Below are 25535 nucleotides of genomic sequence, written 5' to 3' on the forward strand. Positions count from 1 at the left end.
GGCGTGGGTCCGCAGGAGCGCTCCTGCGGACCCACCACGCGCCTGTGGCGGCTCGGAGAGGGCTACTGCCCCATCTCGTACGCCCCCGACAGCGCCTCGACGCGTTCCCAGATCCGCCCCGAACGGGCCGCGTCGACGACGGGTCGGCGTACCGCTCCGAGCGCCCAGCCCTGCTGGTCCTCGGTGGCGGAGTCCTTGCCGTGCAGTTCGACGGCGTGGGCGGAGAAGTCGCGTACGAGCACGGCGAACAGTTCGTCGAGCAGCTCCTCGTCCAGGCCGGTCAGGCGGGCCTGCTCCAGGATCAGCTGGCCGTGGACGACGAGCGCGAACAACTGGCCGACGGCGAGCAGGAGATCGAGGTCACGGCTCTGCTCCTCGTCGGGGGCGGCCGTCTCGACGAAGGCGCACAGGGCGTCCGCCTGCTCACGGAAGCGGGCGACGTTCGGCACCTCGGCGTACGCGTCGAACGCGGGGCGCCAGTCGTGGAAGCGTACGGAGCCGAGGCCGCGCGCCGGGCCCTGCTGGAAGAGGAACGCGTCGTCGGCGGCGTCCAGGCGCGTCGGGACGGCCGGGAAGTCGACCGGGTTCAGCAGGTGGTTGCGCATGAACTTGAGGATCAGCGCGAGGTTCACGTGGACCGTGCCCTCCAGCTTCGGCAGGCCCCGGATCTCGACGGCGGCCTGCGCGAAGTAGTTGTCCTTCTCGAAGCCCTTGGCGGCGATGACGTCCCACATGAGGTCGATCACCTTCTCGCCCTCCGTGGTCACCTTCATCTTCGTCATCGGGTTGAAGAGCAGGTAGCGGCGGTCCTCGGGCCCGGCGGAGCGGAAGTAGTCGACGGCGCGGTCGCTGAACAGCTTCATTCCGACGAGCCGGACGTAGGCGTCGGTCAGCTCGCGGCGCACGTGCGGGAAGGCGGTGACGGGGCGGCCGTACAGGATGCGGTTGCTCGCGTGGGTGACTGCCTCGTACATCGCGTGCTCGCAGATGCCGATGGAGGCGGTGCAGAGGTTGAACTTGCCGACGTTGACGGTGTTGAGCGCGGCGTCGAAGGCGGCTCGGCCCGTGTGCAGGATGTCGGCGGGGGCCACCGGATAGCCGTCGAGGCGGAACTCGCTGACGTACTTGGAGGAGTCGACGACGTTCTTCACCAGGTGGTACGCCCCGTGGCGGCTGTCGGCCGCGAAGAAGACGTAACCGTCGGGGCCCTCGACGTCCGTGCGCCGGCCGAAGACGGAGACGAGGCCGGCGGCGTTGCCGTTGCCGATGTAGTACTTGGAGCCGGAGGCCCGGAAGCCGCCGTCGACCTCGCTGTCCGGCTCCAGCAGCATGTCGGTGGAGTAGATGTCGGCGCCGTGGGTCTTCTCGGAGAGGCCGAAGGCGAACACCTCGCCCTGGGAGAGGAGTTCGGCCGCCCGTTCGCGGGCCGCGGCGTTGTCGCTCTGCCAGACCGGGCCGAGGCCGAGGATGGTCACCTGCCAGGCGTACCAGTAGTCCAGGCCGTAGAACCCGAAGATCTCGTTGAGCGCGGCGATCCGGGCGGTGTCCCAGCGCCGGTCCTCGCCCGCCGCGGAGGACGGGGCGGAGGACGTGGCGGAGACGGGGGTGAGGAAGGTGGCGAACAGCCCCTCCTTCGCGGAGAAGGCGAGAAAGTCGCCGAGCCAGGCGCGGGAGCGGTAGTCCTCGATCAGCCGGCGCTTGCCGCGCGCCTCGAACCAGTCGACGGTGGCGCGCAGCAGCCTGCGGGTCTCCGGGTCGAAGTGCTGGGGATCGTAGGTGTGCGGGTTGAACAGCGGGGACGCGGACTCAGCCATGGCGGTGCCTTCCCGAAGGGTGAGGGTCGTGGTGGTTACGGAGGTGGCGGCCGGGGCGCCGTTCAGGCGTCCGGCCCCGGGGCCGCGAGGCGGTTGAGGGTGTCGAGCACGTCGTCGAGCCAGGCGACCGTCATGCGCTCGAACGCGATGCCGCCGCGCAGCACGACGTGCTGGAGTTCCTGGCCGGCGTCCAAGGACGCGGGGGCGTCGGGCCCGGTGAAGTCGCGCAGTTCCCCGGCGAGGTAGTGCGCGAGCCGGTCCCGGTGCACCTGGTGGTGCCGCTCGACCTCGCGGATCAGGGCGGCCGGGTCGTCGAAGGCCGCGCCCCGGATCTTCACGGCGAGGTCGTGCCGGAGGCTCTCCGGTTCGATCGGCTTGTGCAGCCACGCGGCGAGGGCCGAACGGCCGGGCCCGGTGACGGAGTATTCCTTCTTGTCCGGCCGGCCCTCCTGCGGCACCTCGCGCACGAGGAGCAGGCCGTCGGTCACCATCCGACCGAGCACGCGGTAGATCTGCTGGTGGGTGGCGGTCCAGAAGTAGCCGATGGACCGCTCGAACCGCCGGGCCAGCTCATAGCCGGAGCCGGGCTGCTCCAGCAGGGAGACGAGGATCGCGTGGTCGAGGGCCATACCGCAATCCTTCTATGCAACTCGTTGCATAGACAAGTCGAGGAGCCCCGGTGAGACACGGCTCACCCGGGCCCGGCCGGGCTCACCGCCGGGACCGCGGGCGCCCCCGGCGGCACATCACCGGCCCGAGCCGATGCGCGTGATTGATCCACACCGCCCCCGGGAAAGCGTGCAGAATGACTCCGAACCATCACGAAGCACCCGTTCTCGATGCCCTCGCCGCCTACCACGAGCGGGACGAACTGGGCTTCTCGCCGCCCGGTCACAAGCAGGCCCGGGGCGCGTCCCCCGCGGTGCGCTCCCTGCTGGGGGACGCGGTGTTCTACGGAGACGTGCTCGCCACGGGCGGGCTGGACGACCGGCGGGAGAGGTCCGGTGTGCTGCGGCGCGCGGAGAAGCTCATGGCGGACGCCGTTCACGCGGAGCACACGTTCTTCTCCACCTGCGGCAGTTCCCTCTCGGTGAAGGCCGCCATGCTGAGTGTCGCCGCCCCTCATCGGAAGCTGCTGGTCGGCCGCGACGCGCACAAGTCCGTCATCGCCGGCCTCATCCTGTCCGGTGTCGAGCCCGTCTGGCTGGAGCCCCAGTGGGACGCGGAGCGCCACCTGGCGCACCCGCCGTCGCCCGCGACCCTGGAGGCGGCCTTCGCGGAGCACCCCGACGCGTGCGGCGCCCTGGTCACAAGCCCCACCCCGTACGGAACGGCGGCCGATCTGCGCGCGATGGCCGACGTCTGCCACCGACGCGGCAAGCCGCTGATCGTCGACGAGGCCTGGGGCGCCCATCTGCCGTTCCACCCGGACCTGCCCTCCTGGGCGATGGACGCGGGCGCGGACGTCTGCGTCACCAGCATCCACAAGATGGGCAGCGGACTGGAACAGGGTTCCGTCTTCCACCTCCAGGGCGATCTGGTGGACCACGACACCCTGGCCTCGCGCGCGGACCTCCTCGGCACCACCAGCCCGTCCGTACTGCTCTACGCGGGAATCGACGGCTGGCGCCGCCAGATGGCCCTGGACGGGCAGGATCTGCTCTCCCGGGCCCTGGAACTCACCGCGGGGGTGCGCGAGAGCATCGAGCGGATCGACGGGATGCACGTCAACGGGGAGGAGGACTTCTGCGGACCCGGCGCCGCCGCCGAGTTCGACCCCCTGCCCGTGATCATCGATGTCGAGGGGCTGGGCACCACCGGCTACCGGGCGGCCGACTGGCTGCGCCGGCATCACCGGATCGACATGCACCTCGTGGACCACCGCCGGATCAGCGCCCAGTTCACCCACGCCGACGACGCGACCACCGCCGACCGCCTCCTGACCGCGCTGCGGGACCTCTCCCGGAACGCGCACGCGCTCCGTCCCGCCCCTCAGGTGGACGTACCCACGCCGGAGGAACTCCGCCCCGTCCAGGACTGCCTCCCTCGCGACGCCTACTTCGCCGCGACGGAGGACGTCCCGGCCGCGAAGGCCGTGGGGCGGGTCGCCGCCGAGATGATGACGCCGTACCCTCCCGGCATTCCCGCCGTGCTGCCGGGTGAGCGGATCACCGAACCCCTGCTGCGCTATCTGCGCTCCGGGGTCGAGGCGGGCATGAACGTGCCCGACCCGGCGGATCCGACCCTGGAGACCGTCCGGGTGCGGGCCGAGCGGTAGGGCCGCCGGGCGCGCCGAGGACGGCGGCGCTCCGCCCGGACGGGCCGAAGAGGGGGCGGGCCCCGGTGGTGACCGGCACGTCCGGGCCCGCCCTCCCCGCCGTGCCGTCAGGCCAGATCCCGGGGAACGGTCTCGTTCCAGGTGCGGGAGAAGACCCGGCGGCCGTCCTCGTAGCCGTCCAGGGTGGCGTCGACGCTGAACTCGTCCGCGTTCGCCGTCAGGACGGTGCTCGTCTCGACCCGCACGTCCCAGCCGGGCCGGGAGAACCGCATGGTCCACGCGGACCGGCCGCTCGGCGAGGTGAAGTCGTCGGCCACGGAGGTGTACTTCTCACAGGCCCGCAGCCCCACCTCGATGCCGTTCTCCTCGTACCGCTGCCTGCCCCGGTCCTTCACGATGTCGAGGGCCGAGTGGTAGTCCACCAGGCTCCTGGAGACGTTCCAGGCCTGCTCGGGCTCGCTCAGCCGGGTGACGGGGGGCGGCCGGCAGCCCTCCGGCTCCCCGAAGCCCGTCCGGGGCATGCCGTCCGGCTCCTCGGTGGGACGCACGGGCAGGATCAGTTCACCGCCGTCCTCATGGACGGTGAGCAGGACGGGTTCCGGCGCCGGCCACACCAGGGGCCAGTACGAGGTCGAGAGGGAGAGCCGGACGCGGTGGCCGGGCGGGAACGCCTGGGCGACCCCGTTCAGCGGGATCCGGACGCGGCAGCGCCGGCCGGGCTCCAGTGGTTCGGGGTGCTCGTCGCTCTCGCGGTGGGTCAGGTTCAGCACGCCGTACGTCACCCGGGTGGCGCTGCCGTCGGGCGCGACGTCGGAGATCCTGGCCGTGACCTGGGCGACCGGGGCGGAGGCGGAGACCTCCAGGCCGACGGAGGGCGAGCCGAGGATCTCCAGTCGGTCGGCAAGCGGTTCGGTCTCGAAGACCAGGGAGCCGCCGTCCTCCTCGCGCTGGTCGTAGGGCAGATCCGGCGGAGCGTTGTACGAGGCCCACTTGCCGGCGAACTGGCCGACGGACAGCGGCGACCGGACGGTGCGGGTCCGGCCTCGCGGGAGGGGCTCCTCGTCGTCCGCCGTCACGATGGTGGAACCCCGCAGCGGGTGCGCCACTTCCGTGATCCGCGGTGACGGCCAGGAGGGCTCGGCGACCCAGCGGCCGGGGCGTTCCTCGTAGGACGTGGACGGCGGGACGCTCTCCTGCATCCATGCCTGGAGCATCGGCCCGTCCATCACCCCGTTGTCGATGCCCTTGAGCCAGTGGTCCCACCACTTGACGACTTCCTGGAGGTAGCCGATGGCCGGGCCGGGCTCCCCGAGGTGCGGCAGCTTGTGGGACCAGGGGCCGATCAGCCCCTTGCGCGGGACGTCCACATGCGCCAGGAGCCGGGTGACGGCGTTGGAGTAGCCGTCCGCCCAGCCGCTGGAGGCCAGGACGGGGCAGCGAAGCCTGCTGTAGTCCTCGTTGAGCGAGGCGTGCTGCCAGTAGGAGTCACGGTGCGGGTGGCGGAGCCATTCGAGGACCCAGGGCCGGGCGGCCTCCAGCCGTTCCCGCCACATGTCGCGCCACCGCTCCCCCACCACGTCGGGGTCGGGTGGGCAGGTGGCGTAGGCGAACATCGTCCCGGCTTCGGCGAGGTTGTCGGAGAGCATGGCGCCACCGAGGTAGTGCATGTCGTCCGCGTACCGGTTGTCGGTGAAGGAGGCGATGACGATGGCCTTCAGGCTCTCGGGCCGCCGGGCCGCCGTCTGGAGCGCGGCGAAGGCTCCCCAGGAGATGCCCATCATGCCGGTCCTCCCGTCGCACCAGGGCTGCGCGGCGACCCAGGCCAGCACCTCCTCCGTGTCGCGCTGTTCCTGCTCCAGGTACTCGTCCAGGAGCACGCCCTCCGACTCCCCCGTCCCCCGCAGGTCCACGCGTACGCAGGCGTAGCCGTGGCCCGCGATGTACGGATGGTGGATGGCGTCACGGGTCGAGGTGAGGTCGTTCTTGCGGTAGGGGACGCACTCCACGACCGCGGGGACCGGCTCCCCGTCGGACGAGACGGGCCGCCAGATCCTCGCCGACAGGCGTACCCCGTCCCCCATGGTGATGGTGACGTGCTTCTCTTCCCTCGTCTCGTGAGGGAACTGCTCGACGTATCGCATGCGGGCAGCGGCTTCCTTCCTGACGTCGGGTCCGGGGGGCACGGATACCCGGGACGTCACGATGAATTCCGGCCGCGCCCGCCCGGTCGTGTGTCGTCGAAACGCAGGCCGAGGGCGGCGACGCACGCGTCGAACTTGCGGCGCAGGTCGTCCTCGTCGTCGCCGCCGGTGAAGATGTGGGCGACCTCGTAGCTGTAGCTGTCCTGGCCCTTGACCGAGGAGAGCAGCTGGCCCTCGGTGGGGACCATGTCGATGTGGACGCCCGGGATGTCCCGCTCGATGGCGGCGATCTCCTCCGCGGTCGGCACCTGGTGGACGCGGCCTTCGCCGAACCAGCGGTAGTACCACTTGGCGGCCGTTTTGTAGCGGCCGCCCCCCGGCGGCAGGGCCGGGTCGCCGCCCAGGGCGAGCCGGAACATCCGGTGGTGGTTGGGCACACCGTCGACGAACGCGAACAGCTCCGCGTGCGACTGGGAGTGCCGGGGGTTGATCTCCAGCAGGCTGATGTCGCCGGTCTTCGGGTCGTAGAAGTACTCGATGCTGAAGGTCGCCGCGTCCATGCCGATCTGCCGCATGGTGCGTTCGCTGACCTCGTGCAGCCGCCGGATCACCGGGGCCGGAAGGGTACTGGGGTACTGGTGGCGCAGGAACGACGAGGAGTCCGGGTAGTTGATCGAGTCGAGCACGCCGTAGACAGTGACCTCGCCCCGGTGCGCGTAGCCCTCGACGGCCACCTGGATACCCGTCATGGCCTCCTCGGCCAGACAGACCTGCCCGCCGACCCCTGCCATCTCCGGGGGGAGTTCCAGCAGATCGAGTACGGCCTCGAAGGGCTTGCCCACCCGGGCTATTCCCTCGCGTATCTCCGCGACCGCCGCCCGGAACTCCGCCATGTCCGAGACGCCGAACGCCAGCTCGGAGGAGTAGGCCAGTGCGGGCTTGAGCCACATGGGGAAGCTCATGCCGTCCGGCGGGCGAGGGTCGTCACTGTGCAGATCCACCATGCCGAAGCGGGGGTGCTCCTCGATGACCTTCCGCTGCTCCAGCCGGCTCCAGTACTTGTGCTCACACTTGACGACGGATTCCAGGCTGGTACTGGTCGTGCCGTACTCCTTGCTCAGCAGGGGTACGAGGGTGCTCACGGGAAAGTCCCAGTAACCGACGATCGCGTCGATGTCACCGTCGTGCGCGTCGAGCACGGCCCGTGCCCGCGCCATCAGCTCCTCGACGGTGTTGCTGTCCTCCTGCAACTCCTTGACGCTGAGCAGCGGGTGCAGACGGTGGTCGTCGGCGTCCGGAACGGCCTCCAGCGTTCGCAGGTTGGCCTCGTCCATTCCGATGACGAAGATGTTCTTGCGCCGGTCTCGGGACACGGGGTCTCCTCTCGCACGGGTCCGTCGGGATCTGCGCCGTCTACCCACGCGCGGACGTTCAAACGGGGCCCGGCCCCTCCCGTTCGCCGGCGTACGCGGTGCTCGGGCGCCGGCCGGCCGGGAGAACAGCCGTCGGTGCCGCCCGCCGGCTTCGGGGTCGCCACACCTGAAGGACGCCTCCGGGGGCGGGACAGCGGTGTGCGTTGTTTAGTGGGATCCGTACGGGAAACGCGGTGGTCGCTCCCGGAACCCACGAGAGAGCGGAGACATCCCATGCCCGCTGGATCCAACAAGAAGCGTGAACGGCAGTACGAGCACATCAAGGAGAGCCAGGAGGAACGGGGCGCCTCGAAGGGGCGTGCGAAGGAGATCGCGGCCCGGACCGTGAACAAGCAGCGTGCCCGGTCCGGCGAGTCGGAGACGGCGAGCAAGACCTCCACACAGGACAAGAAGTCCGCCTATCAGCGTGGTGGCGAGCGCTCCCACAAGGGCGCGCAGGGTCCCACCAAGGACCAGCTCTACGAAGAGGCCAAGAAGAAGAACATCGACGGACGTTCCTCGATGAACAAGGAACAGCTCCGCAAGGCCCTCGGGCGCTGACGCCCGACGTACGCCGAAGAGCGCCCATCAACGCCCAGGGCGGCCGCCCGGACGAGGGAGGAACAGGACATGCCCGCAGACGCGCGCGGCGACGATGTGTACCAGCCGCAGGACGACGACGGACAGGACCCGCCGAACGATGACCTAGACCTGCAGAACACGCTCGGCGAACGGGGTCTGGACGACCACATGGAGGAGGGTTACTCCCCTCCCGAGCGTCCCTTGGGCGTGAACAAGTTCGGCACCACGGGGGCGGAGGAACACCGCGGTGAGTCCCTGGACCAGCGGCTCGCACAGGAGACCGCCGATGTGGAGCCGCCCCCCGGCGACGGCATCGGCGATCTCGCCGGGGGCGAGGGCGAACCCCTGGACGTGTCCGAGCGTGAGCCCCGGGCAGGCCGGCTGAGGGAGGCGGACGACGCGACCGGACGGGAGAGCGACGTCTTCGCCGAGGACGTGGGCATCGACGGCGGCGCCGCGTCGGCGGAGGAAGCGGCCGTCCATGTCACGGACGAGGCGGACGTCCAGGGGCGCGAAGCCTGACGGCGGGAGAAACGGGAGACCATGGCAGGCGCGGCGATCTTCGATGTGGACGGCACGCTCACCGACACCAACCACCTCCATGTGGTGGCGTGGTGGGAGGCCTTCCGGCAGGCCGGGCACACCGTGCCGATGCCGGACATCCACCGGGCCGTCGGCCTCGGCTCCGGTGATCTGATCGAGCGGCTGCTGGGGTCCGACCGGGACCCCGGGCAGGATGCCGACATCAGCTCCGCCCACACCGTGCTCTACGCGACGTATTTCGACCGCCTCCCCGCCTTCCGGGGTGCGGGCGAGCTGCTGCGCACGCTGGCCGGACGCGACTGGCGGGTCGTTCTCGCCACGTCGGCGAGCGGGGCGGAACTGGCGGCGCTGCGGCGTGCGGTGGACGCGGACGACGCGATCTCGGCCACGGCGAGCTCGGACGACGTCGACCGGGGCAAACCCTCCCCGGAGCCCGTGGAGCTGGCCTGCTGGCTGGCCGGGGTCGACGCGGAGCAGGCGGTCTTCGTGGGTGACACCGTGTGGGACATGGAGGCGGCGGCCCGCGCGGGCGTGGGCGCGGTGGCCCTCCTGTCGGGCGGTATCCCGCGCGCCGACCTGGAGCGGGCGGGGGCGGAAGCGGTCTACCGGGACGTCGCAGAGCTGCTCGACCGCCTCGACGAGAGCCCTTTCGGGCCGGGCCCCGACTGACGCTCGGCTCACCAAGCCGCCGGCGGCTCCGGCTCACACGGCCGTCGGCGGCTCTCGGCGCGTCGGCGGCTGTCAGCTCGTCAGGGGTGTGCGCAGCGCCGAGCGCCCGTCACGCCACGCCGCCAGCAGGTGATCCCCGAGGAGGTCCTCCAGGTGACCGGTCGCCTCGATGCCCAGGACGATGTCGGCCGCCAGTGCGGGCTCGTCCTCCAGCAGGCCGCCGATCACCTCGTGGCGCACCACCTGTTCGTGGACCGCGTCGGCTTCCACGTGCTCGTCGTAGAACCGCTGGGCCGCGCCGCCCGCGCCCGCGCGGCGCAGCGCCTCGGCCAGCCTCCTCGACCCGGGTGACGAGGTGATCTCCACGGCGGCGAAGTGCCCGACCAGCGCGCCGCGCAGCCGCCGGTGGAGTCCGAACAGGGACATCAGGTTGACCGTGGCGAGCGCCTGGGCGGGCGCGGCGTCGAGGTAGCGGCCGTACCGCGCGTCGAGGCCGAGGTCGGTCATCAGGTCGGCGAAGAGCTGGGCGTGGATGTCCTCCGCCCGGCCCGCTCCGAATTCGTCGAACTCCACGGCGACCATCGCCGCCTTCGCCCGGCCGCGCAGCCTGGGGACCACCCACAGATGCGGATCGGCTTCCTTCAGGTGGTACAGGGAGCGCACGGCGGCGTACTCGCGCAGCTGCCACAGCTCCCCCTCCCGCTGGAGGTGGTGGCTGACGCTGTGGCCGTCGTCCCCGACGGGTTCCAGCTGGAGCGCGTCGACCGCCTGCGCCACGTCCTTCCCACCCGGGCCGCTGTCACGGCGCAGGGCGTCCAGGAAGACGTCCTCGGCCGCGGCGCGCACGCCGAGCAGGGCGGGGTCCCATTCCAGACGCTCGTCCACGCCCGTGAACCCCCGGTAGTGGAGCTCGTACAGGACGTACAGGAGCAGGTGCAGGTCGTCCCCGTACGGGTCGGAGCGGCGGACCGCCCCGGGATCGGGCAGGCCGGTGCCGCCGCCCGCCAGTACGGCGAGGACGTTCTCACTCAGGGGTCCGCGCGCCCGGGGAAGTCCGGAGGGGGCGGCGGGGCCCCTGTCGGTGGTGGTGGCCGGGGTCGTCACGGTCGGGAGTCCTCCTCGCCCTCCTGGGGCTGTCGGCCGCCGGGCGGGGCCCCGGAGGGCCCGGCGGGCTTGCGGCGGCGGTGGCTGGTGTCGCACCAGGGGTAGGCGCGGCTGCGGCGGCAGGTGCAGACGGCGACGACGAAGCGGTCGGACCGGGCCGTCGTGCCGTCGTCGCCCACGACCTCGACCGGCCCTTCCACCAGAATCGGGCCTTTCGGGTTCAGCACCACGCGTCGCGGTTTCTCATTCCTTCCGGGCACGGATCACCACCAGTTCTTCGCGGTCCAGATGGTCCCGCAGCAGGCCCCGGGCCCGCAGCCAGGCGGCCCGGCCGCGGGTGACCGGTCCGAACGGGATCGTCACCCGGTCGGTCACCGTGACGTCCAGCCCGGCCTCGGACAGCCGGCCGACCGTGTCCTCGGGCCGGCTCAGTCCCGACTGGACCAGCAGGAGCAGACCGCCGGGGCGCAGGGCGGCGAAGGCGTCGTCGCAGATGCGGTCGAGGACGGCCCGGCCGTCGGGGCCCGCGTCCCAGGAGCGGCCGGCCCCGTGACGGGGTACGGACAGACCGGGGGCGGGAACGTACGGGGGGTTGCTGACGACGGCGTCGAACGTGCGGCCCGGCAGGGCCCGGAGCAGGTCCCCCCGCCGTACGGTGACGGGCAGCCGGGCGAGCGCGGTGTTCAGCCGTGCGGACGCCACGGCCCGGCGGCTGATGTCCACCGCGGTGACGCGGGCGCCGAGCCGGGCGGCGTGCACGGCCAGTGCGCCGCTCCCGGTGCAGAGATCCAGCAGGTCCGTGCCCGGGCCGATTCCCTCGCGGCGCATGGCCAGGGCGAGGAGAAGCGTGTCGGTCTGCGGCCGGTACACACCGGGAAGCCGCACGACCCGGCCCGGCCGTGGGGCTTCCGCGCCCTGCCGCACGGCCCTGCCGGACGCGTGCGGCAGGGCCTGCCGCCTCATCGGGCCGTCTTCGTCCTCGGGTGCCCGGACCCCTCGACCGGTCAACGGCCCGGCCGTCCGTCGGGCCGGTCCCGCCGCTCCTGGCGGCGCGCCCGTTCCTGCTGCCGCCGGCCCTGGTCCTTGCGGTCCGGGTCGTCGAGCGCCTTGCCGTCCGATTCCGTGACCAGTCCGCGGGCCTTCAGCACCTTGGCCCGCAGAATCTTGCGGACATCACGCATCGTGTCCTCCTGTGCGGTCAGCAGTCGTTCCATCGTCGAGCGGTTCATCTCTCCTCGTCCTCGGCACGCACTCCAGAATCCGTCACGCGGGGCGGGCCCGCTCGCGGTGGCTCGCGCCGTTGTACTGGAGTGACCCCGAACAGCCTCGGCAAACCTGCGCCGCCCCGCTCCGGGGCGCGGGGCGTGCGCCGGAGGTCCGTCGTAGGCTGGATCCCTCGTTCGGGCCGGCTGGGCCCGGACGAGCGACGAACGGACCGACAGGAGGCCGAGGTGGCCGCACAGACGCCGACCGGCGCGACGGTGGCCGAGGTGATGGCCGAGCTGGCCGCGCTGGAGGATCCCCGAGCGCGCGCGGTGAACGAGAAGCACGGTGACGATCACGGGGTGAACCTCGGAAAGCTGCGTGCGCTGGCGAAGCGGCTGGGGACGCAGCAGGATCTCAGCCGCCGGCTGTGGGAGACGGATGACACCGCGGCGATGCTGCTGGCCGTCCTGATCGGTCGGCCGAAGGCGTTCGAGCGGGACGCGCTGGACGCCATGGTGCGTGAGGCCCGCGCGCCCAAGGTGCACGACTGGCTCGTGAACTACGTGGTGAAGAAGAGCCCGCACGCCGAGGAGCTGCGGGTGGCCTGGTCCGCCGATCCGGATCCCGTGGTCGCGAGCGCCGGGTGGGCGCTCACCACCGAGCGCGTCGGGAAGAAGCCCGAGGGCCTCGACCTCCCGGGGCTGCTCGACGTCATCGAGGCGCGGATGAAGGACGCTCCGGCCCGCCTTCAGTGGGCGATGAACCACTGTCTGGCCCGGATCGGGATCGACCACCCCGGCCTCCGCGCCCGCGCCGTCGGGATCGGCGAGCGGCTGGAGGTGCTCAAGGACTATCCGACCTCTCCGGGCTGCACGTCCCCGTACGCGCCCGTCTGGATCTCCGAGATGGTGCGCCGGCAGAACGCCGCGTAGCGGAGCCTTCGGCGGTCCTCATGTCCGGGCGGGCGAGGGATCGCCGCCTTCCTCCGCCGAGGCGGGGGCGGGGGCCGGGCCGCCGCCGGGGGCGCGGCGCAGTCCGATGAGCGTGACGGTGGTGAGCACGGCGACGACCGCGAGCGCCGCGGACACGCCCAGTACGGCTCGGGCGCCGTCGGTGACCGCCTGGGCTCCGTCGCCGCCCTGGAGGGTGAAGACCGCACCGAGCGCCGCGGTGCCGACCCCCGCGCCGAGGGATGCGAGGGTGGCGACGGTCCCGGCGACCATGCCGACCCGTTCGGGGGCCGTGACCTGCACGGCGACGGCCATCACGGGTGCGCCCGCGATGCCGCCGCCCGCGCCCCAGGCGAGCAGCGGCACCAGGAGCGCCCACCACGGGGTGCCGGGGGTGATCAGCAACGCCAGGGCGGCGAAGCCGATGCCCTTGAGCGCGTAGCCGGCGCCGATGACCAGGCCGGGGGGCCGGTCGCCGATCAGCTTGGAGCCGACCATGCCCATGACGATCTGGGCAAGGAAGATCGGGGTCATCAGCAGGCCCGCCTCGGTCGGGCTCAGGCCGAGGCCGTCGGAGAAGTACAGCACCAGGTAGACGGAGCCGCCGATGGTCAGGACGCGCGAGAGCAGGACGGCCAGCATCGCGCCCAGGAACGCGGGCCGGCCGAACATCCGCAGCTCCAGGGTCGGCGCGGGCACCCGGAGCTGTACCGCCAGGAAGGCGGCCAGCGCCAGGCCGGCGGCAAGCAGCACGGCGGTCTCCCGCCCGGACCAGGGGGCGTCGCCGGAGCGGAGCATCAGCAGCGTCCCCGCGCCGAGGCCGAGCATGAGCAGCAGGCTGCCGAGCCAGTCCGTCCGCCCGTCCCCCGAAGCACCCGGGGATCGGGGCAGCACGCGTACGGCGAGCACCCAGGCGGCCACGCCGAGGGGCAGGTTGACCGCGAAGACCGCCCGCCAGCCGAAGCTCTCGGCCAGCACCCCGCCGAGGGTCGGTGCGAGCAGGCCCGCCGCGGTGGCGAACGAGCCCCAGGCGCCGATCGCGAGGTTGCGCTCCTCGCCCGTGTAGCGGTCGGAGAGCAGTGGAATGCCGTTCACCATGATCGCGGCGGCTCCCGCCCCCTGGACCACACGGGCGGCGTTGAGCCACAGCAGATCCGGTGCCACGGTCGCGGCCAGGGACGCCAGGGTGAACACGGCGATCCCGGCGAGGAACAGGGCACGTCGGCCCCACCGGTCCGACAGGCTTCCGACGACCTGGGTGAGCGCGCCCATGGCGACCATGTACGTCACCACCACGGACTCGGCCGAGGCTCCGTCCGCGATGTCGGCGCTGATCAGCGGGAGCCCGATGGCCACGATCGTCAGATCGACGACCACCAGACCGGTGGAGGCCATCACGAGCACCAGAACCCCGCTCAGCGGCGGAAGACGGCGGGACTTCTGAGCGGGCATGCGGGAACCGGCCTCCGGGTGTCGGTGGGCATACGGGCCCGCACGGCGAGAGCGGGCGGACGGGCCCGGACGGCCCGTGCCCGGCCAGCCTGACCGCACCCACCGTTAAAGTCAACATGTGTGAAGTTCAAGCGGGACCGTACGCTGTCGCCATGCCTGCCACGCCTCGCCGCCGCCCCGCCACGCGCAAGGGCCGCCCCGTCCTCACCCGCGAGATCATCGCCGCCAAGGCTCTGGAGATGGCGGGCGCACACGGGTTCCCGGCCATCACCATGCGCGCCCTCGCCGGCGAACTGGACGTGACCGTACGGGCGTTGTACAACCATGTCGAAGACCGCGGGGAGGTCGTCAGCCTGGCCGTCGACCTCATGCTGACCTCCTGGAACCCGCCCCCGCTCGACCCCGCGGCCTGGGAGACCTCCGTCGCCGGCTACGCCCGCTCCCTGCGCGCGCTCTACCGCCGCTGGCCCCGCGCTCTGCCGGTCTCCCTGGACGAGGACACACCCCCGGCCTCGGTGCACCCCAACCGTCTGCTCAACCTGGAACGCTTCCTCCGACTGCTGCGCGACATCGGCCTGGACCTCCCGGCGGCGCTCGCGGCACACCGTCAGCTGGCCTTGCTCGTGCTGTCCTTCGCGCTGGTGGTGGACGGGCCCGCCGGGCAGGCCGGCGACGACCCGAAGACGCTCGTCCCCGACACCTGGCTCACCGCCCACGCCGACCTGGACATTCCCGTCCTCAGGGAGGCCGCCGCGCTGCCTCTTCCCACACCGGACGAGCAGTTCGACGAGCTCGTGTCGGCGGTCGTCGACCGGATTCGCGGCGGCCTCAGCGCCGGCTGACGCCCCGCCGTTCCGGGCCGGGCTCCCGGTGGACGGGCTCCGCTCCCCCGGTCAGGGGCAGTCCCGTGCCGCCCCGCCGGGCCGACGGGGGTGCCCCTGAGATAGCGGTGGGGCCAGTCGACGACGACCTGTCACGCATCCGCCGCTCGCCCACCCGCCCCGGTGGAGTCGGACACGGCCGCCGCGAGGACCCGGTCGGGGCGGATCGGCAGGTTCCGGTGGCGGGCGCCGGTGGCGTGCCAGACCGCGTTGGCGACGGCCGCCGCCGCGCCCACGATGCCGATCTCCCCGACGCCCTTGATGCCGACCGGGTCGTCCGGGTCGTGGTCGTCCACCCAGTCCGCCTCGATGTCCGGAACGTCGGCGTGGGTGGCCACGTGGTAGCCGGCGAGATCGGGGGCGTAGTGACCGCCGCTGTTCCGGTCGCGGACCGCCTCTTCGTGCAGGGCCATGGAGATGCCCCAGGTCATCCCGCCGACGAGCTGGTTGCGGGCGGTGAGCGGGTTGACGATCCGGCCCGCCGCGAAGATGCCCAGCATGCGGCGCACCCGCACCTCGCCGGTGGCTGTGTCGACGGCGACCTCGGCGAACTGGGCCCCGTAGGAGTGCCGTTCCTTCTGCGCGAGCGTCCCGAGCGCCTCGGTGGTGTCGGACCGCACCGTGATCCCCTCCGGGGGGATGCTCGTGGTGACCGCGAGCCGCTCCCGCAGTTCGGCGGCGGCGGCCGTGACCGCCCAGGCCCAGGAGCGGGTGCCCATGGAACCCCCGGCGATCATCGCGGGGCCGAAGTCGCTGTCGCCGATGCGGACCCGGACCCTTTCGGGTGCGGTCCCCAGCGCGTCGGCGGCGATCAGGGTCAGCGCGGTACGGGCTCCGGTGCCGATGTCGGCCGCGGCGATCCGTACGGTGAAGGAACCGTCCGCCTCCGCCGTGACCAGGGCGGTGGACGGGGCGGCCCCTGCGCCGAAGGAGGCCGCCGCCGTGCCGGTGCCCAGCAGCCAGCGGCCGTCGCGGCGCGTGCCGGGACGCGGATCGCGGTCGGCCCAGCCGAACCTGCGCGCGCCCTCGCGGAAGCAGGCCGCCAGATTGCGGCTGCCGAACGGGAGCCCCGAGACGGGACCCACCTCCGGTTCGTTGCGCAGGCGAAGCTCGATCGGGTCGACACCGGCGCGTGTCGCGAGTTCGTCGAGGGCCGACTCGATCGCGAACGACCCCGGGGCCTCCCCCGGTGCGCGCATCCAGGTCGGGGACGGCACGTCGAGCCGTACGACGTGGTTACCGGTGCGGTGCGCCTCCGCCTCGTACATCACCCGGGCGACGCCCGCGCTGGGCTCGACGAACTCGTACACCGTCGACGTCTGGTTCAGGGACAGGTGTTCCAGGGCCAGCAGCCGGCCGTCGGGGGCCGCGCCGAGCCTGATCCGCTGGGTGGTGGGACTGCGGTAGCCGCCCAGGGTGAACGTCTGCCGCCGGGTCAGCACCACGCGCACCGGGCGCCCCAGGGCGGTGGCGGCCATCACGGCGGACACCTGGTGGGCGCGCAGGCCCTTGCTGCCGAAGCCGCCGCCGATGTGTTCGGAGCGGACCCGCACCGAGGACGCGTCGAGGGAGAACATCGCGGCCAGCTCGCTCTGCACCCACCTGGCGCCCTGGTTGGAGTCGACGACCTCCAGCCGGCCGCCGTCCCAGCGGGCGGTCGCCGCGTGCGGTTCCATCATGCTGTGCTGCTCTTCGGGGGTGGTGTACCGCGCGTCCACCACATGGGCGGACGCGGCCAGCCGGTCCTCCAGGTCGCCCTTCTCCGTCTCGGCCGGCATATGGCCGTCGGCGGGGTAGGCCCCCGGGTGCCCATCGACGAGCGTGGTGTCGTGGGGCTGCTGGTCGTAGGTCACCACGAGCGCTTCGGCGGCTTCCCGGGCCTCCTCGGAGGTCTCGGCGACGACCAGCGCGACCGGCCAGCCGGCGAACGGCACCCGGTCGTTCTGGAAGACGGCGCAGGTCGGGTCCGGCGGGGTGCCGAGCATACCGAGGTAATCGAGGTTCAGACGCGGGGCGTTGCCGTGGTGCAGCACGGTGAGCACGCCCGGCATGTCGAGGACCGGGGCGGCCTCGACGTCAAGGATCCGCCCCCGCGTCACCGTGGACAGCACGAGCCAGCCGTGGGCCAGGTCCGGATACGGGATCTCGCCCGCGTAGCGGGCCGCGCCGGTGACCTTGTCGCGGCCCTCGACGCGGGTGTGGGCGACGCCGACGGCTCCGCGCACGGCCGGGGGTCCCGGTGTGGTGGCCGTCATCGGGTGTCCCTTCCGGCGAGTTCGGTGAGTACGGAGACCACGAGGTTGCGCATGAGGGTCACCTTGTATCCGTTGTCGGGCAGCGGCCGGGCGGCGGCCAGTTCGGCGTCCGCGGCGGCGGCGAAGGCCGCGCCGTCGGCCGGAGCGCCGGCCAGGACGGCTTCGGCCGCGCGGGCGCGCCAGGGGCGGGAGGCGACGGCTCCGAGGGCGAGGCGCGCCTCGCGTATGCGGCCGTCCTCGATGGTGAGCGCGGCGGCGACGGAGCCGATGGCGAAGGCGTACGAGGCGCGTTCGCGCACCTTGCGGTAGCGGGAGTGGGCGGCGACCGGCGCGGCGGGCAGGCTGACGTGGGTGATCAGGGCGCCGGGCGGCAGGATGGTCTCCCGGTGCGGGGTGTCGCCGACGGGAAGGTAGAAGTCGGTGATCGGCGTCTCGCCGGGCCCGTCGGCGCTCTCGTAGGAGACCACGGCGTCGAACGCCGTCAGCGCCACGCCCATGTCGGAGGGGTGGACGGCCACGCAGTGGCCGGAGGCGCCGAGGACGGCGTGGTTGTGGTGCTCGCCGGCGACGGCGGGGCAGCCACTGCCCGGGGCCCTCTTGTTGCAGGGCTTGGAGACGTCGGTGAAGTAGCCGCAGCGGGTGCGCTGGAGGAGGTTGCCGCCGACGGTGGCCATGTTGCGCAGTTGCCCGGAAGCTCCGGCCAGCACGGCCTGGGCCAGCGCCGGGTAGCGGCGGCGGATTTCGGGATGGGCGGCGAGATCGCTGTTGGTGACGGTCGCCCCGATGCGCAGACCGCCGTCCGCGGTGGGTTCGACGCGGTCCAGGGGGAGTTCGCGGACGTCGACGAGCAGGGCGGGGCGCTCCACGCCGGCCTTCATCAGGTCGACGAGGTTGGTGCCGCCGCCGAGGAACCGCGCCTGCGGGTCGGCGGCGAGGAGGGCGACCGCCCCGGCGACGTCGTGGGCGCGCTGATAGCCGAACTCCTTCATGCGGTGGCCTCCTTCGTGGCTGCCGTCCGCTCCTCGGCGTGCGCCTCGGCGGCGCGGGCGACGGCCTGGACGATCGAGACGTAGGCGCCGCAGCGGCACAGGTTGCCGCTCATGCGCTCGCGGATCTCGTCGGGCGTCAGCGGTGGCAGCCCCGCCTCGGGCCCGGGATCGTCGGTGACGGCGCTCGGCCGGCCGGCCGCGTGTTCCTCGATGACGGCGATGGCCGAGCAGATCTGCCCGGGTGTGCAGTAGCCGCACTGGTAGCCGTCGAGATCGAGGAAGGCCTGCTGGACGGGGTGCAGTTCGTCGCCCTCGGCCACGCCTTCGATGGTGGTGATCTCCCGCCCCTCGGCCGCGACCGCGAGGCTGAGGCAGGAGACGACGCGCCGCCGGTCGACCAGGACGGTGCAGGCGCCGCACTGTCCTTGGTCACAGCCCTTCTTGGTGCCGGTGAGGTCGAGGCGCTCGCGCAGGGCGTCGAGCAGGGTGGTGCGGTGGTCGATGGGCAGGTGGTGCTGCTCGCCGTTGACGTTCAGGGTGATCGCACTGGACGTCGACGAGGTCGCTGGGGCCATGGTCAGCCTTCTCTGGTGTCTGGTGACGAGGAACCGGGTCGCCGACGGGCGACCGGTCGAACCGGGGACCGGCGAACGCGACCGACGCTAAGGTAGCCCTAACCGGACTGTTGTCCGCTCACGGAAAAAACGTAACGGACAGCTGTCCGGTCAACAAGGACGGGTTTCGGCCACGAGCCCACGAGGAGGACCCGTGTCGCAGCCGAAGAAGGACGCCCCCCTGCGTCTCGACGCGCAGCGCAACCGAGAGCGCATCCTGCGGGTGGCCATGGTCGAGCTGACGCTGTGCGCGGACGCCCCCCTGAGCGCGATCGCCAAGAAGGCGGGCGTGGGGCAGGGCACGTTCTACCGGAACTTCCCGCACCGGGAGGCGCTCGTCCTGGAGGTCTACCGCTACGAGATGCAGCAGGTCGCCGACGCCGCGGGCGAGTTGCTGCGGACGCTCCCGCCCGAACGGGCCTTGCGCGAGTGGATGGACCGCCTCGCCCGCTTCGCCCTGACCAAGGCGGGTCTGGCGGACGCGATCCGGCTGGTCACCAGCGCGCCGGGCGGGCCCGCCAAGCCCGGCCCCACCCCGGTCATGGAGGCGGCCGGAACCCTGCTCCGCGCCTGCGAGGAGGCCGGTGCCGTCCGCCCCGGGGTGACCCCGGACGACTTCTTCCTCGCCATCGCCGGTCTCTGGCAGATCGGTCCGCACGAGGACTGGGAGCCGAGGGCCGGCCGGCTCCTGGACTTCGTCATGGACGGACTGCGCGTCGGGGCCCCCGGCCGGTGACCGGTCCGCCCGCCCCCGGTGCCGGCGGACCGTCCGTGTGATGATGCCCCGTGCGACGCTCGGGCCTGGGGAGGGACCGAGCACAACACACGTGACGGGAGCGGTGCGTTGAGTAAGGGCGGGGCGTCCATACCGGACGAGGAGTGGGAACGCTTCCTGAGAGAGGCCGAGGCCGGGGGCCACGGCGCGCCCGAGGAGCCGTCGGCGCGGGCCCGGATGGTGACACAGCGGCTCCAGGAAGAGCCCGGCCGTCCGGAGGGGTGGCGGACGTACACGCCGCCCCGGCGGCGCGGGGGCAAGGGCTGGGCGGCGCTCGGTCTGGCGGCCGCCGTCGCCGTGGTGGTCATGGCCGTCGGCCCCTGGGGGGTCACCGACTGGTTCGACGGTGGCGACGGGCCCGCCGCCACACCCCTCGCCGCGGAGTCGGAGCGCCCGACCGGGCCGCCCGGGCAGGTGGCGGCGGGCCGGGCTCCCACCTTGGACGAGCCGTTCAGGGGGTCGCCGGCCGCGCGCTGGAGCGACGGAACGGCGGGCATCCATCTGCCCGAGGCGCGGGCGACCGGCTGGATGAACAGGGCGGAGGTCGCGGAAGCGCTCGCGAAGACCCGGGACTTCCTCGCCGCGTCCAGCCTCGACCCCGCCGTACTGCGCGGCGAGCGGCCGGACCGGGCCATCGCGCTGATCAACCCGCACCAGTCGGACGTGCGGGGCTTCCTTGACAAGGCGTTCCGCGCGCCCGACCGCGAGAACGACCCGCTCCTGCTGTTCAGCCGCTTCCGGTCCTCCGACGTGCGACCGGCCGGGGACGTGGTCAAGACGCGCGGCCGGGTCACCTTCCGGGAGGGCGAGCGCGGTGCGGTGGAGGTGTCCACCGACGTCACCTACGTCTACCCGGTCGTGCGGGCCGCGAGGGGCAGCAGCGAGGTCGCGCGGACCATCGTGCGCCGTGAGGTGGTGATGAGCTGGGACGACCCGGCGAAGATCGTGACGGAGCCGGGGACTTTCTCCCTCGTCTCCTACAAGGTGGACACCACCAACGGCGGTTGTGACACCTACACCGGCTATCTGACCCCCGCGTTCCTCGCCGAGCGCGCCGTCGCCGAAGCGGGCGACGGCGCCGTGGTCGACCCGTACGACCGGAGCACCTCGATGGAGGAGCGGATGCGCGCCGGCGACGACGAGGGCTGCGGAACCGCCACCCGCTCCTGACCCCGGGACGGTCCGCGCTGCGCTCGGGAGCGTCCCGGGGGGGCGCCGCGAAGCAGGCTCTGTTTGGCGGTGCCGCCCCTGCGGAGTCCCGCGAGGCCGCCTGTCCGTGGCGCTGCCCCGGCGGAGCCACCCCTTCCCCCCGATCGGGTGAGCGTCGCCGTACTCCGGTCCCGGGCGGGTTCACCTCGCCCGGGACCGGCCCTCCGGCGAGCCCTCGCCCCGCGTTCCTGGCCCTGGCCCTGGCGCCGTGGTGAGCCCCCGTCGGCCGCCGCTCGACGCTCCGACGCCCAGACGTCCCGAACATCCCGATATGCCCGACCGCGTGAAACGCCTTAGCCTGCTGACACTGCTCGGATAGTCGACAGCCGGCGCCGTCGGCGGAGGGCGAGCTTCCATGGCTGAACTACGCAGGAAGTCCGGATTGCTCGGCGAGTTGTCCGCCGAGTTCGCGGGCACGATGATCCTCATCCTCTTCGGATGCGGCGTCGTCGCCCAGGTGGTGGCGGGCGGAGCCCTGACCGATCCCCCCGGCGGCCTCGGGGACCACGACAGCATCGCCTGGGCGTGGGGGCTGGGCGTCACGCTGGGCGTCTATGTGGCGGCGCGGCTGAGCGGGGCCCACATCAATCCCGCGGTGACGCTCGCGCTGGCCGTGTTCAAGGGGTTCCCGTGGAGCAAGGTGGCGCCCTACGCGCTGGCGCAGACGGCAGGTGCGTTCGTGGCCGCGCTCCTCGTCCGGTGGAACTACAGCGAGGCGCTGGCGAAGGCGGACCCCGGGCACACCCTCAAGACGCAGGGGGTGTTCTCCACGCTGCCGGGCAACGGCAACCCCGCCCTGCCGGTCCACGAGTGGGGCGCGTTCCGCGACCAGGTCATCGGCACCGCCATCCTGCTGCTGCTGATCCTGGCCATCACCGACATGCTGAACACCCCGCCCGGCGCGAACCTGGGCCCCTTCATCATCGGACTGATCGTGGTCGCGATCGGTATGGCCTGGGGAACCAACGCGGGCTACGCGATCAACCCGGCCCGCGACTTCGGCCCCCGGCTGGCGAGCTTCCTCACCGGCTACGGCGGGGCGTGGCGGGACCAGTACGGGAATCTCTACTTCTGGGTGCCCATCCTCGGCCCCCTGGTCGGCGGCCTGCTGGGGGCGGGGCTCTACAAGGCCCTCGTGGGACGCTTCCTGCCGTCCGCCGCACCCGAACCGCCGGGGCGTGTCCCGGCGGCCTCCAAGGACTGACGACACCGGCCGGAGAGGCGACACATCATGGCGGACTTCATCGGCGCGGTGGACCAGGGGACCACCAGCACCCGGTTCATGATCTTCGATCACGGCGGCAACGAGGTCGCCAAGCACCAGCTGGAGCACGAGCAGATCCTGCCCCGTTCCGGCTGGGTGGAGCACGACCCCGTGGAGATCTGGGAGCGCACCAACTCGGTGATGCAGAACGCCCTGCGGCACGGCGGCCTGTCGCCGAGCGACCTGGCGGCCATCGGGATCACCAACCAGCGCGAGACCACGGTGGTCTGGGACCCGCGCAACGGACGGCCCTACTACAACGCCATCGTGTGGCAGGACACCCGTACCGACGCCATCGCGGCGAAGCTCGAACGCTCGGGGCGCGGCGAGGTCATCCGCCGCAAGGCCGGGCTGCCGCCGGCGACGTACTTCTCCGGCGGCAAGATCCAGTGGATCCTGGAGAACGTCGACGGCGTACGGGAGGCGGCCGAGGCCGGGCACGCTCTCTTCGGCAACACGGACGCCTGGGTCCTGTGGAATCTGACCGGCGGCCCGAACGGCGGTATCCACGCCACCGACGTGACCAACGCGAGCCGCACCATGCTGATGAACCTGGAGACCCTCGACTGGGACGAGGAGCTCCTGGGCTTCTTCGGTGTCCCCCGGACGATGCTTCCGAAGATCAACCCCTCGTCGCATCCGGAGGCCTACGGCTCCACCCGCACCTCCCGGCCGCTGAGCGCCGCCATTCCCATCGGGGGCGTCCTCGGCGACCAGCAGGCGGCCACCGTCGGCCAGGTCTGCTTCGCCCCCGGCGAGGCCAAGAACACCTACGGGACAGGCAACTTCCTGGTGCTCAACACCGGCACCGAGCTGGTCCGCTCGGAGCACGGGCTCCTCACCACGGTGGCTTATCAGTTCGGCGACAGTCCGGTGGTCTACGCGCTGGAGGGATCCATCGCCGTCACCGGGTCGGCGGTGCAGTGGCTGCGCGACCAGATGAAGATCATCAAGTCGGCGGCCGAGAGCGAGGAGCTGGCCCGGAGCGTCGAGGACAACGGCGGCATGTACTTCGTGCCCGCGTTCTCCGGCCTGTTCGCGCCGTACTGGCGCTCCGACGCCCGCGGCGCGATCGTCGGTCTGGCCAGGTACAACGACAACGCGCACCTGGCAAGGGCCACCCTGGAAGCCATCTGCTACCAGAGCCGCGATGTGGTCGAGGCCATGGAGCGGGACTCCGGGGTCCATCTCGATGTGCTCAAGGTCGACGGCGGGGTCACCGCCAACGACCTCTGCATGCAGATCCAGTCCGACGTCCTCGGCGTCCCGGTGAGCCGTCCCGTGGTCGCCGAGACGACCGCTCTCGGCGCGGCGTACGCGGCGGGGCTCGCCACAGGTTTCTGGCGGAACACCGACGAACTGCGCACCCAGTGGCACGAGTCGAAGCGCTGGTCGCCCCAGTGGTCCGAGGAGCAGCGCGCGGAGGGGTACGCGGGCTGGCAGAGGGCGGTGGAGCGCACCCTCGACTGGGCGAAGGTCCCCTGACCGCCACCGCCCCCTCCGTCGGGTCGCGGCCCGGGCGCCCTCGCCCCGGCCGGGCGGCCCCTCTGCCATAGGTTGGCCGTCCCACCCGCCGCACCACGACGAGGACCGGCCCATGCGCAGCAGCACCAGGATCCGCCTGATCGAACCCGCCGACGCCGCCCCGATCGCCGCGCACAGGGTGCGGGACGCGGAAGCCTTCCGGCCGTGGGAACCGGCCCAGCCCGCCGACTACTTCACCCCGGAGGGCCAGGCGCGGCGGATCGAGGACCTGTTGGCCGGTCACCGGGCCGGCACCGTCTGGCCGGGGGTGGTGCTCGCCGACGACCAGGTGATCGGGCAGGTCACCGTGGGAGGCATCCTGCCGCAGCCGCATCTGCGCCGGGGCTCCGTCGGCTACTGGATCGCCTCCGTCGCCCAGAATCGCGGGCACGCCGGGAACGCCGTCGGGCTCGCGCTGCGGGTGATGACGGACGAACTCGGCCTGCACCGCGCCGAGGCGTCCACCAACCTGGAGAACCTGCCGTCGCAACGGGTGCTGCGCCGCAACGGGTTCACCCCGTACGGTGTCGCGCACTCGGCGATCTTCCTCGACGGGAGCTGGCGGGACGGGCTGCTGTGGGAACGGATCCTCGGCGACTGAGCAGGTCACGGGACCGGACCCGGCGCAGGGGCGTCCCGGCCGCGCTTGGATGTGAGCCACTAAGTTGATTAGTATGCGCGGCACGGCCTCCGCACGGCCGGTAGCCCGCCCGGGTCACCGGTGGAGGCGCCGCTGAAGCCGCTTTCTCGCAGCGGTACTTGACGGTCCATGGACCGTCGGACAGCGGCCGAGGAAGAAGGAGCCCGCCTCAGTGGCATCCCACCGTCGTCCCAAACAGCCCAGCCACGCATACGCGTCCGTGCTCACCGCGACCGCTGCGGTGACGGTCGCTCTGTCGGCGCAGTCGGCCTCGGCCGATCCGCTGCCGGACCCGAACAAGAAGGGTGTGCAGGCGCAGATCGACCGGCTGTACGAGCAGGCCACCCAGGCCACCGAGAAGTACAACGGGGCGAAGGAATCGGCCGGGAAGCTGCAGAAGGAGGCGGACAACCTCCACGAGGAGGTCGTCCGCAAACAGGCCGCGCTCAACGAGCTGCGGCAGCAGCTCGGTTCGGCGGCCACGGCCCAGTACCGCAGCGGTGGCCTCGACCCCTCCCTCCAGCTGCTGCTCTCGGCCGACCCCGACGCCTACCTGGACCAGGCGTCGGGCCTCGACCGGCTCAGCGCCCGGCAGTCGGACACGCTCCAGCGGTTCCTCTCGCAGCAGCGTGCTCTGCAGCAGCAGCGCGCTCAGGCCGCGGAGAAGCTCGGCAGCCTCCAGGAGACCCGCAAGGAGCTGGGGAGCAAGAAGAAGGAGATCCAGGGCAAGCTGGCGGAGGCGCAGCGGCTCCTCAACACCCTCACGACCGAGGAGCGGGCCGAGCGGGCCGCCAAGGAGGAGCGGGCCAACCGGGCGAGCGAGCGGACCGAACTGGCGAACCAGCAGGGCGGGCAGAGCAACGAGGCCAGTGCGTCCGGACGTGCGGCCGCGGCGTTCAACGCGGCGAAGAGCAGGGTCGGCATGCCCTACGTGTGGGGCGCCACCGGTCCCGGGTCCTTCGACTGCTCCGGGCTGACCTCCTGGGCGTTCCAGCAGGCCAACGTCTCGCTGCCCCGTACGTCGCAGGCGCAGGCCAACGCGGGCACCCGGATCAATTCGATCGGTGCGCTCAAGCCCGGCGACCTCGTCATCATGCGCACCGACCTGAGCCATGTGGGCTTCTACGCCGGGAACGGCCAGATACTCCACGCGCCGAAGCCCGGCGCCCAGGTGCGGTACGAGTCGATGGCCCGCAGCGGGATGCCCTTCATGTGGGGCGTACGGCTCTGAGG

General features: G+C 72.3%; 24 protein-coding genes. 12 read left to right on the forward strand and 12 right to left on the reverse strand.

Going from position 1 to position 25535, the window contains the following annotated elements; all coding sequences use genetic code 11:
• Window positions 1-62: 62 nt before the first annotated feature.
• Window positions 63-1814: an acyl-CoA dehydrogenase family protein gene (locus PSQ21_RS02135; RefSeq protein WP_274028684.1), complete on the reverse strand. Its 1752-nt coding sequence runs from the start codon at window positions 1812-1814 to the stop codon at window positions 63-65.
• Between the two features lie 62 nt (window positions 1815-1876).
• Entirely contained in the window at window positions 1877-2443 is a 567-nt protein-coding gene (locus PSQ21_RS02140) for a PadR family transcriptional regulator (RefSeq protein ID WP_274028685.1), read from the reverse strand.
• Window positions 2444-2619: 176 nt separating this feature from the next.
• On the opposite strand from PSQ21_RS02140, the gene PSQ21_RS02145 reads away from it, so the two are divergent.
• A complete protein-coding gene (locus tag PSQ21_RS02145; protein ID WP_274028686.1) occupies window positions 2620-4092 on the forward strand; it encodes an aminotransferase class I/II-fold pyridoxal phosphate-dependent enzyme in 1473 nt (490 codons plus the stop codon).
• Between the two features lie 107 nt (window positions 4093-4199).
• Here the strand turns inward: PSQ21_RS02145 and PSQ21_RS02150 are convergent, their stop codons facing one another.
• Together PSQ21_RS02150 and PSQ21_RS02155 are read right to left on the reverse strand one after the other, a co-directional pair.
• Window positions 4200-6233: a CocE/NonD family hydrolase gene (locus PSQ21_RS02150; RefSeq protein WP_274028687.1), complete on the reverse strand. Its 2034-nt coding sequence runs from the start codon at window positions 6231-6233 to the stop codon at window positions 4200-4202.
• 56 nt (window positions 6234-6289) lie between these two features.
• A complete protein-coding gene (locus tag PSQ21_RS02155; protein WP_274028688.1) occupies window positions 6290-7606 on the reverse strand; it encodes an ATP-grasp domain-containing protein in 1317 nt (438 codons plus the stop codon).
• 273 nt (window positions 7607-7879) lie between these two features.
• On the opposite strand from PSQ21_RS02155, the gene PSQ21_RS02160 reads away from it, so the two are divergent.
• The 3 genes from PSQ21_RS02160 to PSQ21_RS02170 all read left to right on the forward strand — a co-directional run bounded on the left by PSQ21_RS02160 (window position 7880) and on the right by PSQ21_RS02170 (window position 9439).
• Window positions 7880-8206, forward strand: coding sequence for a plasmid stabilization protein (locus PSQ21_RS02160; RefSeq protein ID WP_274028689.1), 327 nt, complete (start codon window positions 7880-7882; stop codon window positions 8204-8206).
• Window positions 8207-8275: 69 nt separating this feature from the next.
• Window positions 8276-8749 (forward strand): DUF5709 domain-containing protein, encoded by a 474-nt coding sequence (locus PSQ21_RS02165; protein WP_274028690.1) that lies wholly within the window; start codon window positions 8276-8278, stop codon window positions 8747-8749.
• A 21-nt stretch (window positions 8750-8770) separates the two neighbouring features.
• Window positions 8771-9439, forward strand: a complete 669-nt coding sequence (locus tag PSQ21_RS02170; protein WP_274028691.1) for an HAD family hydrolase — start codon at window positions 8771-8773, stop codon at window positions 9437-9439.
• A 72-nt stretch (window positions 9440-9511) separates the two neighbouring features.
• On the opposite strand, the gene PSQ21_RS02175 is transcribed toward PSQ21_RS02170, so the two are convergent.
• From PSQ21_RS02175 to PSQ21_RS02190, 4 genes are read right to left on the reverse strand one after another with little or no spacing between them, the layout of a single operon-like run.
• On the reverse strand, window positions 9512-10543 hold the full coding sequence (locus tag PSQ21_RS02175) for an iron-containing redox enzyme family protein (RefSeq protein WP_274028692.1): 1032 nt from the start codon (window positions 10541-10543) through the stop codon (window positions 9512-9514).
• Window positions 10540-10773, reverse strand: a complete 234-nt coding sequence (locus tag PSQ21_RS02180) for a CDGSH iron-sulfur domain-containing protein (RefSeq protein ID WP_274028693.1) — start codon at window positions 10771-10773, stop codon at window positions 10540-10542. Before PSQ21_RS02180 ends, PSQ21_RS02175 begins: the two co-directional genes overlap by 4 nt.
• Before the next feature lie 13 nt (window positions 10774-10786).
• Window positions 10787-11506, reverse strand: coding sequence for a HemK2/MTQ2 family protein methyltransferase (locus PSQ21_RS02185; protein WP_274028694.1), 720 nt, complete (start codon window positions 11504-11506; stop codon window positions 10787-10789).
• A 41-nt stretch (window positions 11507-11547) separates the two neighbouring features.
• Entirely contained in the window at window positions 11548-11772 is a 225-nt protein-coding gene (locus PSQ21_RS02190; RefSeq protein ID WP_274028695.1) for a hypothetical protein, read from the reverse strand.
• A gap of 222 nt (window positions 11773-11994) precedes the next feature.
• Here PSQ21_RS02190 and PSQ21_RS02195 point away from each other — a divergent pair, with 222 nt between their 5' ends.
• Window positions 11995-12681 carry a DNA alkylation repair protein gene (locus tag PSQ21_RS02195; RefSeq protein WP_274028696.1) on the forward strand — a complete coding sequence of 229 codons (687 nt, stop codon included), beginning with the start codon at window positions 11995-11997 and terminating at the stop codon, window positions 12679-12681.
• Window positions 12682-12699: 18 nt separating this feature from the next.
• Here the strand turns inward: PSQ21_RS02195 and PSQ21_RS02200 are convergent, their stop codons facing one another.
• Window positions 12700-14151, reverse strand: a complete 1452-nt coding sequence (locus tag PSQ21_RS02200) for an MFS transporter (protein ID WP_274028697.1) — start codon at window positions 14149-14151, stop codon at window positions 12700-12702.
• A 152-nt stretch (window positions 14152-14303) separates the two neighbouring features.
• Between PSQ21_RS02200 and PSQ21_RS02205 the strand changes: the two genes are divergently transcribed.
• Complete coding sequence (locus PSQ21_RS02205) at window positions 14304-14993, forward strand: TetR/AcrR family transcriptional regulator (RefSeq protein ID WP_274028698.1); 690 nt, start codon at window positions 14304-14306, stop codon at window positions 14991-14993.
• A 131-nt stretch (window positions 14994-15124) separates the two neighbouring features.
• Here the strand turns inward: PSQ21_RS02205 and PSQ21_RS02210 are convergent, their stop codons facing one another.
• The 3 genes from PSQ21_RS02210 to PSQ21_RS02220 are packed head-to-tail and all read right to left on the reverse strand — an operon-like array spanning window position 15125 to window position 18851.
• Window positions 15125-17287 carry a xanthine dehydrogenase family protein molybdopterin-binding subunit gene (locus PSQ21_RS02210; protein ID WP_274028699.1) on the reverse strand — a complete coding sequence of 721 codons (2163 nt, stop codon included), beginning with the start codon at window positions 17285-17287 and terminating at the stop codon, window positions 15125-15127.
• Window positions 17284-18276, reverse strand: a complete 993-nt coding sequence (locus PSQ21_RS02215; protein ID WP_274028700.1) for an FAD binding domain-containing protein — start codon at window positions 18274-18276, stop codon at window positions 17284-17286. Before PSQ21_RS02215 ends, PSQ21_RS02210 begins: the two co-directional genes overlap by 4 nt.
• Entirely contained in the window at window positions 18273-18851 is a 579-nt protein-coding gene (locus PSQ21_RS02220) for a (2Fe-2S)-binding protein (protein ID WP_274028701.1), read from the reverse strand. The genes PSQ21_RS02215 and PSQ21_RS02220 overlap by 4 nt, the downstream gene beginning before the upstream one ends.
• Before the next feature lie 193 nt (window positions 18852-19044).
• Here PSQ21_RS02220 and PSQ21_RS02225 point away from each other — a divergent pair, with 193 nt between their 5' ends.
• The 6 genes from PSQ21_RS02225 to PSQ21_RS02250 all read left to right on the forward strand — a co-directional run bounded on the left by PSQ21_RS02225 (window position 19045) and on the right by PSQ21_RS02250 (window position 25533).
• Window positions 19045-19626 carry a TetR/AcrR family transcriptional regulator gene (locus tag PSQ21_RS02225; RefSeq protein WP_274028702.1) on the forward strand — a complete coding sequence of 194 codons (582 nt, stop codon included), beginning with the start codon at window positions 19045-19047 and terminating at the stop codon, window positions 19624-19626.
• Between the two features lie 108 nt (window positions 19627-19734).
• Entirely contained in the window at window positions 19735-20835 is a 1101-nt protein-coding gene (locus tag PSQ21_RS02230; RefSeq protein ID WP_274028703.1) for a hypothetical protein, read from the forward strand.
• 394 nt (window positions 20836-21229) lie between these two features.
• Window positions 21230-22078 carry an MIP/aquaporin family protein gene (locus PSQ21_RS02235; RefSeq protein ID WP_274028704.1) on the forward strand — a complete coding sequence of 283 codons (849 nt, stop codon included), beginning with the start codon at window positions 21230-21232 and terminating at the stop codon, window positions 22076-22078.
• A 27-nt stretch (window positions 22079-22105) separates the two neighbouring features.
• Entirely contained in the window at window positions 22106-23623 is a 1518-nt protein-coding gene (gene glpK / locus PSQ21_RS02240) for a glycerol kinase GlpK (RefSeq protein WP_274028705.1), read from the forward strand.
• A gap of 112 nt (window positions 23624-23735) precedes the next feature.
• Entirely contained in the window at window positions 23736-24263 is a 528-nt protein-coding gene (locus PSQ21_RS02245; RefSeq protein WP_274028706.1) for a GNAT family N-acetyltransferase, read from the forward strand.
• A 211-nt stretch (window positions 24264-24474) separates the two neighbouring features.
• Complete coding sequence (locus PSQ21_RS02250) at window positions 24475-25533, forward strand: C40 family peptidase (RefSeq protein ID WP_274028707.1); 1059 nt, start codon at window positions 24475-24477, stop codon at window positions 25531-25533.
• The last annotated feature ends 2 nt before the right edge of the window (window positions 25534-25535 follow it).

Origin of the sequence: Streptomyces sp. MMBL 11-1, assembly GCF_028622875.1 — a bacterium.
GTDB lineage: Bacteria > Actinomycetota > Actinomycetes > Streptomycetales > Streptomycetaceae > Streptomyces.